Below are 13,125 nucleotides of genomic sequence, written 5' to 3'. Positions count from 1 at the left end.
ATTAGTTTAGAGAGCGATGGTCACCCATAAGGCGGTAATCACCAATAACATAAGGATGGACGTTAATAAGCTCTTCTGTGTAGTCGGATTGAACAACAAAACAGATATCACTTACGTCTTTTTGAACTTTCGATAGGACTTCATATTCACGACCACGACGCAAAACCAATTCGTGATCTTTAAAAAAATCGGTCTCAAGCACGATAAAATCACCCTCGTTGATGCTGTACCAAAAGAACTCAGCATCAACTAAAGGGTTGGATTCCGGCTGCTTATCAGACCTCAAGGCTGAACAACCCCATGACGGATTGCCAGGTGGACAAGCTCCGAGTTAGTCGACAACTCAAGCTTTCTTAAGATATTGGAGCGGTGCGCATGAACCGTTTTGGTGCTCAGAAACATCGCTTCCGCAATTTCAGCGGCTTTTTGGCCTTTAGCTAAGCACGTAAAGATCTCTAATTCGCGCTTAGTCAGCTGCAATAACGGGTTATCTTCTTCGCTTTCACCGTCCAAAATGGCTTTGATCGAGTCAGAGAAGTACTCACCGCCCTTGCAAACCGTTAAAACCGCTTGAACCAATTCATCAGGGGCGCAACGTTTTGTTAGGTAACCTTTAACGCCCGCTTTGACCAAGTTTGCTGGGTAAGGGTTTGATTCCCACACGGTCAATACAATCACTTTAGCGTCGCTGTCGTGTCGTAAGATCTTGGTAATGGCCTCTACCCCTCCCTGTGCTGTGGTCGCTTCGGACGACTCAGCATCACTGGGCATTGATAGATCCATAATGACCACATCGGGTTGTACGGATTTGTAAATTTCAAAGGCTTTTTGACTGTTATTAGCCTGTGCAGTGATCTCGATTTGAGGGTGCATATCCAACAACTGCTGGAAGCCAGCACGCACGATGTCATGATCATCTACGAGTAATACTTTTGCGATTTGCATAATAAATGCGTCATCTCACGTTTGAATTGCTTAATTATCCAGCGCGCTCCAAGAGGCATCTGAGTCAGCGCCGATGTAGGCACCGTGTGCATCGACGTCGAGTGCGTATACCGACGCCTGGGCCAAGTCCTGGCACCTTGCAGGATAGGCAACCAACTCATCGGAATAACCAACGAGCTTAATACCTTCCTGTTTACAGTGTTTTAGAACCTTTTCCAGCGCTTTAAGGACGGCCAATTGCCGATCGCTGAACTCTCCATCTCCGACATCGCTACGATGCTTACCCGTGACCTGACGTACAACATAACCGTCTTTGTCCAAGAGCTGAATAGTAACGCCTGTGATCTTTTCTTTCACTAATAAGAGCTTAGCCTTGGAGAAATCCTCATCCGTATGGCAACCAATAACATCGCCATCAGAGAGCTTTGAAAGCTCAGTTCGAATGGAATCCAAGTCTGAATTTTTCGGTAAAACAGTGTCCATGTTTTATCCTGACAGAATTGCTAACTACATGAAATGTAACACTTAACGCCGTTGTTGTGCGAGTTGATTCTTACAATCTTCCAACGCTTTTGCTGTGTCTTGGTATCGAGCATCCTGCTGAGCAATCACCAACTCTAAACGGTGCTGTTGTTTCATCGCCTCTTTTTCGAGATTATACATGGCTTCACGCAAAGATTGATTGCTTTGTGTTAGCTGCCGAAGCTCTTTATAAAGGCGTTTATTTTCTGCATCTAACTCATTGTTAAGATTATCTTTTTCTGAAATGACTGCTTTGAGATCTTCGGTTTGTAGAGATGCTTTGGCCTGGTCACGATACTCAAGCTCACGCGTTAACTGCTTAACCTCCCGCGTAAGTGCCTCCTTAGCACGTGTCGTTTCAAACAACTGATCCTCTAAGGATTTGATCTCTTGTTCTTTGCCAGCCTCTTGAGCCGGTTTTTCTAAAAGTCGCTGGGAGAGCGCGCGGCTTTCATCAAGCAGGTAATCATTACGCGCCTGAAGCTCACGTATTTGTGATTCTTTCTCAGAAAGCTTTGACTCACTGTCCTCTGAGAGCTGAGTAGCGAACGTTTGATACTTTTGCTCAGAGTAAGCGAGCGCCTGATTCCAAACTTGCTCCGCAACACGAAGCACAGGCTCCGGAAGATTGGCATCAGCAGAAGGCTGCATTCGCTGCGCTAAAGTCGACCACCAATCGTTGAGAGCAGAATTGATCGTGCTAATGCTGCCCACACCGATTCGGTCACGGACATTTTGCTGAGTCGGTTTCCCCCCTTCCTGCAAAATGGCGTCGGCCGCTTCAAACACCTTGTCTCGCGTATCACTTTTACGAGCCATGTATCACCTGATATCAAATACGTATTAAATAATACGTATAATATAGATGATACGCCTTAATGATGCACGGCTTGTTTGATGTGACTGCCCATTTGATCCGTTACCAAATTCACTTTAAGCGAGATTTGCTCTTTAAGCTCGGCGACGTGCGAAATAACGCCAATCATCCGCCCCTTAGAGCGAAGGTCCAGCAAGGTGGTAATCGCCAGATCCAGCGCCTCAGCATCCAAGCTGCCAAACCCTTCATCGATAAAGAGAACATCCAACCTTACACCGCCAGAATAGGCCTGGACCACATCCGACAGCCCCAAGGCCAAAGATAATGCAGCCATAAAGCCCTCACCACCGGACAAGGTTTCAACCGCCCTCACCCGTCCTGTAAACGCATCCTCTACCTCAAGCTCAAGACCTGAAGCTTTATTGCCTTTGGCGCGGTCCTCTTTACGCAGCAAGCGATAACGCGTGTTCGTCATTTGATAAAGCCGGTGACTGGCTTCCATCAAAACATCATCTAAAAGTGCACTTAAAACAAAGCGTTGTAAGCTTATCTTATGCGCATTCTGACCATTGGCGATATCGCTTAATGTACCTACAACCTTGTATTCATCTTCTAGCTGCTTAAGCGTATTCGTTTTATCCGTTAATCTATTTTGCAAGCGAGAGACATACGCTTGATGATCCCGCGCAGCCAACCAATCCGTTTCTGCTGATTGCAGTCTTTGGCTAACGGCCTCTAGAGAAACTTCAAGTGGAGCTGTATCCGGCAGTTCCTGACCACCAATTAACTCTTCAAGAGAGGAAAGACTCGCGGCCAGTTGTTGTTGCTCTTGATGGTATTGATCGATCAATAACTGTGCCTGTTTCGCCGCGTCCTTTTGAGAAAGCTGTTGACGATAGCTCTCTATATCATTGATCTTGATGGATTTAATACCTACAAGGAAAGCTTGATGCAGTTGATCATAATGATCGGCTTTCTCACGCAATTGCTGGGTATAGAGCTCATTCCGCGCCAAAACGTCGTTTAAAGCAATTTGGGAGCTTTGATCTTCTTTGTTTAGGTTTTGTAACTCTGTATGAATCTTTTCTTTTTGATCTTTAGATGATGACAGCAGGTGTGAAAGACTTTGCTCAGTTGCACCCGCTGCTTCAAGCTGCTCTATCGACGTTGCTATATTCTGCTCGACAGAGATCAGCTGCTCTTGAAGCTTGCTTTCGGCAAGTTGCGCATCACTGATACTCGATACCAATTTGGCTTTATCTTCTGGGCGCTGCTGTAAAGCCAGTGCTAACTGCTCTAGCGCTGTTTTGCTCTGATCATATTCAGATGACTGTTTTTTTAAATCAGTCACTTGCTGAGAAATCTGAGATAAAGACTCAGTATTCACCGAACCTTCAAAATCCAGTTTCGTTAACGCTTCGATTAAGCCGGAATACTCTCCTGACTCTTCATCCAACCTCGCCTTACTGGATGCATATGCAGAGCGCATCTCGACCAGTTGATTACCTAGGGTGTTAACCAACAATTGCTGTTGTTTCAGCTCTTCCTTGGTTGGGATTTGATCTGCCGAATGCGCTGGTAAAGGGTGATCACAGCTGCCGCATACAGGGCAAGGCGTGTCCTTTTCTAACGTTTTCGCAAGCTCTGCAGCCTGACCAAGATGCCAAGCTATCTCTTTCTCTTTAAGTGCAACTTCGGCCTTTTCATAATCGGCCTTTATGGCCACGCCTTCTTGCTTTTTAGCGGCAAGAAAAGGCTTTATCTCATTGATTTTATTTGATTTAACGAAGGCTCTATTTAACAGATCAGCTATTTTCTCAAGGACAGGTAAGTGAGCGATCTGTTTCTCAAGTGCTTGTAAGGCTAACGCTTTTTCGTCGTAGGTTTTCTTGAGTGAAGAGGTCTCATCATCAAATCGTGATAACGCTTTGTTGAGTTCGGTCTGATGCGTGGTCTGTTGTTGCACTTCAACTTTAAGCTTACGCGCCTGCTCACGATATTGCTCAAGCTGATGCTTTAAAGGCAGCAGGGCTTCGAGTTGATACACTCTTTGCTCAACATCCTTTAACGAGTTCTCGAGTAAAGCCCGCCCGGCAAGCTTCTCTTCAATTAACTGCCTGGCTGACCGCGCGCGCTTTAAGGCTAGATCAGATGTGAGCTTTGCTTCGTTAAGCTGATTTTTTTGCTGACCGACCTCTTCCAGTAGAAGATATTCACTCTCAAATTCAATAACTTGAGATAAGCTTCTAACAAACTCTACATTTTTTTCTATGTTCTCAGATTGCTGATGTAAGGCCTCTTGCTTAGACAGCATGACAGATCGCTTCTGATACAAATCTCTCAATTTGTAGGCTTCATCAATGGTCTTTCTAAGCTCATCGCTTGTTTTCCGAAGCGCTTTAAAGCGAAGGTCCTTTTGAAAGAGATCGACTTCCGCGACATCGAGAGCAAAGACAAGCTCATCCGTGCTTGTTAACTCGAGCTGACCTAGTACCTCATTAACGCTTGAGCGCGCTGCGCTCACACGGGCACGAATATCCGCTGACTTTTCCTTAAGGCTCTGCTCGATACGCTGAAAAATATGAGTCTGAAATAATTGACTGAAAATCCGTTCGCGGCTTGCAGAATCTGCGGTTAAAAGCTCACGGAATTTCCCTTGTGGAAGAACCATAACTTGACGGAATTGGTCCACACTGAGTCCTAAGAGTGACTCAACCTGTATATTTGCCTCTGACACTTTAGAGGATACTAAAACCTGCTCAACCTCCTGGGTAACAGGGTTTAGACACAAAAGCTCAGCCTCAGGCGCTTTTGTTGTAAATCCATCCCCTCTCGCCTTAGGCTTTTGTTGTTCTGGGGAGCGGCGGATTTGATAGCGCTTTCCCGCCAAATCAAACATAAAGGTAATTTCGGTCAGTCTAGCAGCAGTACTCAGATGGCAACGCATCTGACTGGCGTCCCGTTCATTGCCTGTGGTTTTTCCGTAAAGCGCAAAGCAAATGCTGTCTAAAATAGACGTTTTCCCCGAGCCTGTCGGCCCGTTAATCAGAAATAATGGCGATTCACCCAACGACTCGAAATCGACAACTTCGGTTCCTTGAAAAGGACCAAATGCTGTTAGCGTTAGCTTAATAGGCTTCATGGCGATTCGTCCTTTTGAAGATCGTTTAACAAGCCATGAAGAACCTGGGTCTGTTCATCGCTAATCGGCACGCCTGTCATCTGTTGATAAAAGTCTTCAAAAAGTCGTGATTCACTTTTGTTTTTAAACGATTTTTTATCGATCCGCACTTGCTCTTTATTCGCCATTAAGCCAGAACGTTCTACGCTCAGGACATTCGGGTAAAACTGACGAAGTTGAGTCATCACATCCAACAGTGCATGGGTATCCAGCAGATCAATATAGAGATAATCGTCAGACGGGTTCACCTTCCCATCCGCTAAAATCTGGTCAAAATAACCAGACACCTTACGCATATTTCTAAGCGGTGTTAACGGAACCTGCTCAAAACTCAGCGCTTTTTGATCAATTGTAATGAGCGTAAAAGATTTAATGTGGTCCACTTCCGAGAAGGAGTATTTTAGCGGCGTTCCGCTGTACCGGATTGTCTCTCGATGTTTAAACTGCCGACCGTGTAAGTGTCCGAGCGCGACATAGTCAAAGCCGTCAAAATGCTTAGGGTCCACGGTTTCAAGCGTACCAATGGACAAAGGCCGTTCAGATTCGCTACTGGCCGCCCCATCCACAAAACAATGTGCAATCAAGACGCGATAGATGGATTCCTGTTTATGAAGATCTAGATCTTGCATCAATGCTTTGTAAGCATCTTCATGAGTCACAATTGTTAGCGGATCAGTATTTGGATCACGCGCAAACAGATCTTGTGTTTGATGGGCTGTACTTCCCTTCTTGTTCTCCAAAAAGCGTCTGACATAGATAGGGTCGACATAAGCTAAGGGATGAAAGATAACGGTATAATTATCTTTTGTAATGCTAATGGGTTGATAAAGCTCTGAAAGCTCCGTGATGATGTGTATACCGCGTTTCGAGAGCACACTCGAACCAAAACCTAAACGCTCCGCACCGTCATGATTCCCGGAGATCGCAATCACCGTGATGTTCGCATCGTGTAATCGGTTGAGAACATCATTAAAGTAAGCGACGGCATTTGCAGGCGGCACTGTCCTATCAAACACATCCCCCGCGATGACAAACACCTCGATGGATTGCTCGATGGCGTAACTGATCATTTGATCAATAACGAATATCTGGTCCTCTAAAAGCGGCACATTGTGAAATTGCCGACCTAAATGCCAATCCGAGGTGTGTAGTACTTTCATATCAACCTTTTTGCTCAGTAAGCGCCGCAGTTACTCAGCAATAGTTGTTTGAACATCTCCATATCGCCTGGCTCAACATCCGCTGGCGGCTTGATGAAGTCATCAACAAGCTCATCAAAACATTGTTGATAGGGATTATCCGCTTTGGGCCTAAAGCCCGTCGAGAAGGCCACCGACTTAACTTCTTCGCGGCTATCCAGTAGGTTATACGTTTTTGTGATGGTCGCGATGCAATGTGTTGGATCATCATCCAAAGTGGCGCTTTTCTTAAGACTGAGTGTTGCGACTTCGTCGCCCTTGGACCCCAAGCTATCAAACTCCGGTGCGAAGGTTTTCATCAAATAGGCGGCATTACTGTTTAGATCGACCTCTAGGATTGCTTCGGAGATCAACCTAGCCGTTTGGATTCCACCATTACAACGCGTACCAGGCTCATCGATGCTGGTAATAAACTCGCGCGAACCTTCCGTTAAGTGAGGTAACCGCGCCATCACCACTACCTGAGATTTCATCGATTTTTCAGGCTTTTTGTCATGATAAACGATGAGTTCGAGCGCACCATCTAACGTGCCGATTGGTTTGTACACCACGTAACCTTCGGTTTTATCGGCATCAATGACCGGACGTTTGGCGTACAAACTGCCATCGGGTGTTCGCTTTACTTCTATGTCTTTGAACGCTTCATAGCACTCATCCATATCAAACGCACCTTTGTCGATCATGGCTTCTTTCTGCCCTATGAGCGGTTCGATGCACAGCGGATGAACTGGCTTAACTGAATCAGGCCCGTCAAAGGATGCGGCGATGACATCCAATGATGAAAGAGTCGCCATTAAAAGACTGAGTGTTTTAACAGTGTTGCACGTGTATTTTTTAGCAGACATAAACTTTTACTCTGTAACGATTTGATAATCATACCAAATCCAAAATGATTCCATAGGTTTATTCGTTTTGAATTTCCTAATGGAGAATCCTGTGATAGCGTGTGCATCTTGTTTAATTTTTTGACACTTTACAGATTACAGAATGCGACTAACGGAACTACCCGCTTCTCAACAAACCATCTTAATCACTGGTTGCTCAACAGGTATAGGCTATTACACCGCTAAACGACTTCATGATGAAGGCTACCGTGTTTTTGCAACCGCCAGAAAGCCCACAGATGTTGCACGCTTACAAAGTGAAGGCTTGAATGCCCATCAATTGGACGTGAGGGACCCAAGCTCAATCGACACTGCGCTGGAATGGGTTTTGGATCAAACCGACGGTCAGTTATTTGCGTTGTTTAATAATGGCGCTTACGGCCAACCCGGTGCTGTTGAGGATTTATCCCGAGAGGTATTAAAAGAACAGTTCGAAACGAACGTGTTTGGCTGGCATGACTTGACCTGCAAAGTGCTTAAAGTCATGCGCAAACAAGGGTACGGTCGTATTGTACAGAACAGTTCAGTCCTTGGTCTGATCTCGATGAAGTATCGCGGCGCTTATAATGCCAGCAAATACGCCATTGAAGGCTTAACAGACACCATGAGACAGGAGTTCGATGGCTCTGACATCCACATCGCGTTAGTTGAACCAGGCCCCATCCGAAGCGAGTTTCGTAACAACGCGTATCAAAAATTCAAAGATAACATTGATACACAGAACAGCGCTCATCGGGCAGTGTATCAGGCAGTAGAAAAACGCTTATCCGCAAAAACGGCAGGCGCGAAATCCCCGGATGAGGATGCTCCTTTTACGTTGGGCCCAGATGCGGTTTATATGGCTGTGTTTCAGGCGTTTAACAGTAAAAGTCCGAAGGCGCATTACTATGTCACCTTCCCGACCTATCTATTTGGCTACTTAAAACGTGTCTTACCAACCAAGTGGCTCGATCGATTACTGATTAAGATTTCCGAATCAGAGAATAAATAGTTATTGCAGTGTAAAAGAGCGCCCCATGTACCGCCGGATGCAGTTTCGTCCGGCGTGTTTGGCTTCGTATAGGAGCTCGTCGCCGCGCTTAAAGAGATCATTGATGTCCTCGTCATCTTCCCACAACTCAGTAACCCCCATACTGATGGTGTAACGTATAGTATCGCCTTCAAACGTAACGGTATTTTGCTGGTTTACCTTCAAAATGCGTTCGGCCAAGGCGATCGCTTCTGATTCTATGGTATTGGGCAACATGATAACGAACTCTTCACCACCGTATCGTGCAAACAGATCACTGGCCCTAAGCAGCTTACTGGTGACTCTTGAGAGGGATTTTATGACCTCATCCCCTGCTAGGTGCCCAAATTTGTCATTAATCGCCTTAAAAAAGTCGATATCAATGATCAGGACAGAGAAAGGCTGCTTATAGCGCTTCGCCCTTGAAAACTCACGTGCAAACTCACGTTGAAAGGCGTGTCGATTGTAGATCCCGGTCAGTGCATCCTTCTCGGCTTGAGTGATCAAAGACTCTTCCGCATTGCGACGCCGATTAACCTCTTTCTTTAACCGTCTTGTCACCGTGATTAGATAGATGATGACCAATAGAGAAATGACCAAAGGGACCGCTAACAGCTTGATCCACTTAGCATAGGCAGACCAGACGGTATCGGGTATCGGTTGATATAGAAAGGACTTCATATCATAGACTCGAATAAGGCCGAGCGCTTGGTAGATCTCTGCTATCTTTTCCCAACGCTGCGGATTGATATACCCCACTTCGACCACATCCGAATTAATGAGCTCTTTTACTTGGTTAGCCTCATAAAGCAAAAAATCCAGATCATAAGAGGCATTACGCGTTTTATATTTTCTAAAAATCAGCTCAGCCATTTCGATGGGGTTATCGAGCGCGTACCGCCACCCTTTAATTGTGGCTTCACGAAAGGCTTTAACAACCTCCGGTTGCTCGCGGACCATTTTTTCACTGGTAAATAAAAGATCACCATAAAAATCCACACCATACATGGACGGCGAAATAATGACCGGGGTGTGACCTTTTTTTTCTAAAAAATAAGGGGCATCGGTAGAATAAGCGGGCATTAACTCTGTTTTGCCTGAAATTAAATCATCGACATTCCAAGTAGGGAACGAGTTATTTAAGCGGCTGATATCCACCCCAGCCACTTTGAGTGAAGCGACGGCCTCGGCGTCTATTCGTCCATCCGATACGGCTGGTAAATTGATGGATATAGGGCGGTCATAGCCAATTTGCTCCAGCCTCGTAAGCTCATGCTGCTTCATCGACATAAACACGTAAGGCGAGTGCTGCATGATGTTTGCCACCACAACCACAGGTAAGCCCGCACTGTGGCCTAGCAGGATATCCGACCGGGTCGTTCCAAATTGGGCACGGTCAAACACTACCTCCTCTTCTGGGGATACGGCATTGCCATCATCGTCATAACCGCCATCCTTGATGGTCACTTTGAGCCCCACATCGTCATAATAGCCACGCTCTAGCGCCGCATAGTAGCCAGCAAACTGAAACTGGTGATACCACTGTAATTGGAGAGTGACTTTCTGAAAGCTTTGCTCTCGGCTTTGAGACGCGAAAGCAAAATCCGAAGGGCAAACGATTCCCGTGAGCAAAACAAACGTTGCTCCTAAGATACGCTTTTTAAAACCTGCCCCTGATACTGACATCCTTGACGTACTCAAAAGATGAATTGAATATGAATAATCATAGTTGATATGGCGGCACCTACCAGAAAAACTTCAACTCAATAATAAAAAAAGCTATATTTCGGATACTTCGAACGTTCTGGTTAAAGGTTAGTATGCTTTCATTCCTAAAAAATCTATTTAATAACAATGACTCTCATTCAGCTGACGCTTTTTGCGAGTCTTATAAGGGATTTGAAATCACCGCTCTGCCTAAGCCTGAAGGTGCACAGTTCAGAATAAACGGCTTCATAAAGCTAGGAGAGCAAGAAGTCCCTTTTATTCGTGCCGACTTATTACCTGATGAGCAGTCGTGCATTCAAGAGACCGTTCGCAAAGCCAAAGTCATGATCGACCAGCAAGGCGACTCCCTGTTCCAATAAAGACCGCCTTTTCTGCTGTCGAGCAAATACGAATCGGTTAAAGGAATAACAATGACGACCACTCGAACTCTATCGGGGTTGGCGCTTGCGGCCTTTTTAAGCCCTGCGGCTTACGCCTCTTATGATCAGTTTTATGTATTGGGCGATAGCCTATCCGACTCCGGAAACTACCTTCCATACATTCTAAGCCTTGACCCAACCTATCAAGGGCAAGCTACTTTCACCGAAAACGGTGGGCAGCTCTGGACTCAAAGTCTTGCGACTCAACTTAACTTAAGCGCGCAGTCAAGCAATACAGGGGGAACCAATTACGCGTATGGCGGCGCAAGAATCGATGGTGAAGGCTATCAGTTTTCCCAAGCAGCCTCTTTACTCACTCAAATCCAATCCTTATTGAACGACACCAATAATCAATTGAACAGCGATGCTCTGTATTCTGTCTGGATTGGTGGTAATGACATTTTCTGGATTCTACAGGAAGGGTATAACTCGACCGAAACCGCTGTGTATATGCAAGGGATGACAGCCAACACGCTATCTGCGCTTACTCAGTTACAAACCGCGGGTGCTCGGTACATTTTGTTTCCGACCATAGCCGATGTGTCCGTCTCTCCTTTTGGTTACTCTTTGAGCACGGCTCAACAATCCCAGCTATCTTCGTTGATAACAACCTACAACACCCAACTGATGAGCGCTGTGGCTCAGTCCGGCGTTGAGGTGATCCCTGTTCCTACCAATCTATTGTTTAGCCAGATTATTGACAACGCCGATCAGTATGGTTTTAGTAACGTAACGGATAGCCTGTGTGGTGCTACCAATATTTTCTATTGTTTTGAAGGGGTTCATTACACAGATGAGCAGGCCGCTTCCTATTTGTTTGCTGATTCCGCGCACCCTACCTCGGCGGTTCATAGCCTAATCAGTGATTATGTCTACAACCTCCTTAATAGCAGTGCGTTTTATCAGCAACGCCCCCAGCAAATCGCGCTGAACCTAAATCAGCAGCGAGATCGCCTTACGGATTGGGTAACAGCCACATCAGGCAGCGCTGTACAGCTTGTTGATGTGCAGGCCTCTTCAGGTCAAAGCAAAAAGGGGTTTGATAACCCGAGCAGCATCAGTATTACACTGTCTCAACCCAGCAGTGACACGATGCGTTATGGCGCTTCTTTATACGCTCAGCGCAGTGATGCCAACAATGCATTAGGTTCTATGCGCTTAGACAGCCTTGGTTTGCAACTTTGGAGCGCCTTTGAGCAAGATCAAAGCACGCTCGTCGGTTTAGCGTCCATTGATTCAACAACGATCAAAGCAAAAAGAGACGCGAGTCTTGGCAACGTCGCTTTGAATCATACATCCGACAGTGATGCGTTAACCTTTTCAGCCGCTCTTTCAGCGAGCCATCGCTTTCAAAACGGCTCATTTACACACGGCCCTCTGTTTGGTTTATCAGCAAACTACATGATGCTTGATGGCGTCACTGAAGCATACACCAGTGATAATTACGCCAGCGCACTTAAAATCAGCGATTTGGATGGCAGCTTAGTAGAAGCGCAAGCCGGTTGGGAGGTTAGCTACCAGAACTCGGTCGCGCCTTATGCGCAAATCACTTGGCATCACTACCTGCATTCAGATTTTGACAGCCCTCGTTTAGCTTTACAGGCACTGCCGAGTAACCGCTTTACGCTGCCTGACATGGCTCAATACAACACATTCGGCCAATGGCAAGCGGGTGTGCGCTGGAGCGTTAACGAGTCGATTCAACTCAATGCCAAAATTCAGTCGTATTTTGCACTGCAGCAATCACCAGGAGCGCATGGTTCACTGGGTCTGACTTACGCATTCTAGTAGCATTATAGATTGTCCTTTCAAGCACCGATTATTCGGTGCTTTTTTATGCCTAACGATCACTTCAGTAATTTAATCTTGGTAAATTATATTTGGTGTAAGATCAAAAAACGGGTCTTGGGTAGGTAGTCCTAAGTAGTATTTTTTACAATAATAAATACGACTTTTGTTTCTAGTCGACTGATTTAATTGAAAAAAGCACCATACACCACCTTCAAGACGTATAGATTTTTTTTGAATAAAAACCATTTTTTTAATTACTTTATCTCTTTGTAATTACCTTAATACAGCGTTTAAACTTAAGTTTATTACACCAAAGGTTTAGTAACTCAAAACCCCATTATGACTGGGATTCACTTTAATTTTGGCAAATCCTCTTTTGTAGTTTTATTACAAAGGGTAAAGCGATTGTTTTTCTACGATTATTATCGCTTGCTGCTATGCACAAAATTCTTTTGACCAAAGAACCTCTCTCAACCAACATATATTTAATTCCAAAAACGAAGGCTTGCTAAATCATCCTTTGTTGAAGGTCTTAAAACACTCCCCTTTCAATGAGCTAATGGATTAATCGAATGGCTAAACATGCCACCGAAATCCTAGGCCAAGAAGAAATAAAGTGAAGGACTGACC

The 13,125-nt window shown here is 45.4% G+C and carries 11 protein-coding genes; 3 read left to right on the top strand and 8 right to left on the bottom strand.

Features of this window, described 5'->3' with window-relative positions; genetic code table 11:
• Position 1: 1 nt before the first annotated feature.
• From ACXAF9_RS03245 to ACXAF9_RS03215, 7 genes are read right to left on the bottom strand one after another with little or no spacing between them, the layout of a single operon-like run.
• On the bottom strand, positions 2-286 hold the full coding sequence (locus tag ACXAF9_RS03245; protein ID WP_475070292.1) for a hypothetical protein: 285 nt from the start codon (positions 284-286) through the stop codon (positions 2-4).
• Complete coding sequence (locus ACXAF9_RS03240) at positions 283-945, bottom strand: response regulator (protein WP_475070289.1); 663 nt, start codon at positions 943-945, stop codon at positions 283-285. The genes ACXAF9_RS03245 and ACXAF9_RS03240 overlap by 4 nt, the downstream gene beginning before the upstream one ends.
• A gap of 30 nt (positions 946-975) precedes the next feature.
• Complete coding sequence (locus ACXAF9_RS03235) at positions 976-1,428, bottom strand: hypothetical protein (RefSeq protein ID WP_475070286.1); 453 nt, start codon at positions 1,426-1,428, stop codon at positions 976-978.
• A 42-nt stretch (positions 1,429-1,470) separates the two neighbouring features.
• Complete coding sequence (locus ACXAF9_RS03230) at positions 1,471-2,286, bottom strand: DNA-binding protein (RefSeq protein ID WP_475070282.1); 816 nt, start codon at positions 2,284-2,286, stop codon at positions 1,471-1,473.
• A gap of 56 nt (positions 2,287-2,342) precedes the next feature.
• Positions 2,343-5,426 (bottom strand): AAA family ATPase, encoded by a 3,084-nt coding sequence (locus ACXAF9_RS03225; RefSeq protein ID WP_475070279.1) that lies wholly within the window; start codon positions 5,424-5,426, stop codon positions 2,343-2,345.
• A complete protein-coding gene (locus ACXAF9_RS03220; protein WP_475070276.1) occupies positions 5,423-6,625 on the bottom strand; it encodes an exonuclease SbcCD subunit D in 1,203 nt (400 codons plus the stop codon). Before ACXAF9_RS03220 ends, ACXAF9_RS03225 begins: the two co-directional genes overlap by 4 nt.
• A gap of 14 nt (positions 6,626-6,639) precedes the next feature.
• Positions 6,640-7,509, bottom strand: a complete 870-nt coding sequence (locus ACXAF9_RS03215) for a hypothetical protein (RefSeq protein ID WP_475070274.1) — start codon at positions 7,507-7,509, stop codon at positions 6,640-6,642.
• A 142-nt stretch (positions 7,510-7,651) separates the two neighbouring features.
• On the opposite strand from ACXAF9_RS03215, the gene ACXAF9_RS03210 reads away from it, so the two are divergent.
• A complete protein-coding gene (locus ACXAF9_RS03210) occupies positions 7,652-8,539 on the top strand; it encodes an SDR family oxidoreductase (RefSeq protein ID WP_475070272.1) in 888 nt (295 codons plus the stop codon).
• Here ACXAF9_RS03210 and ACXAF9_RS03205 read toward each other — a convergent pair whose 3' ends face one another.
• Positions 8,540-10,189: a diguanylate cyclase gene (locus tag ACXAF9_RS03205; protein ID WP_475070270.1), complete on the bottom strand. Its 1,650-nt coding sequence runs from the start codon at positions 10,187-10,189 to the stop codon at positions 8,540-8,542.
• 188 nt (positions 10,190-10,377) lie between these two features.
• On the opposite strand from ACXAF9_RS03205, the gene ACXAF9_RS03200 reads away from it, so the two are divergent.
• Entirely contained in the window at positions 10,378-10,644 is a 267-nt protein-coding gene (locus ACXAF9_RS03200; protein ID WP_475070267.1) for an HlyU family transcriptional regulator, read from the top strand.
• 51 nt (positions 10,645-10,695) lie between these two features.
• The gene (locus ACXAF9_RS03195; RefSeq protein WP_475070265.1) at positions 10,696-12,492 is read left to right on the top strand and encodes an SGNH/GDSL hydrolase family protein; all 1,797 of its coding nucleotides are present in this window, start codon (positions 10,696-10,698) and stop codon (positions 12,490-12,492) included.
• Positions 12,493-13,125: the final 633 nt, after the last annotated feature.

The organism is Neptunomonas sp. ABH4_499 (assembly GCF_056160565.1).
This window is presented reverse-complemented; position numbering and strand designations above follow the sequence as displayed.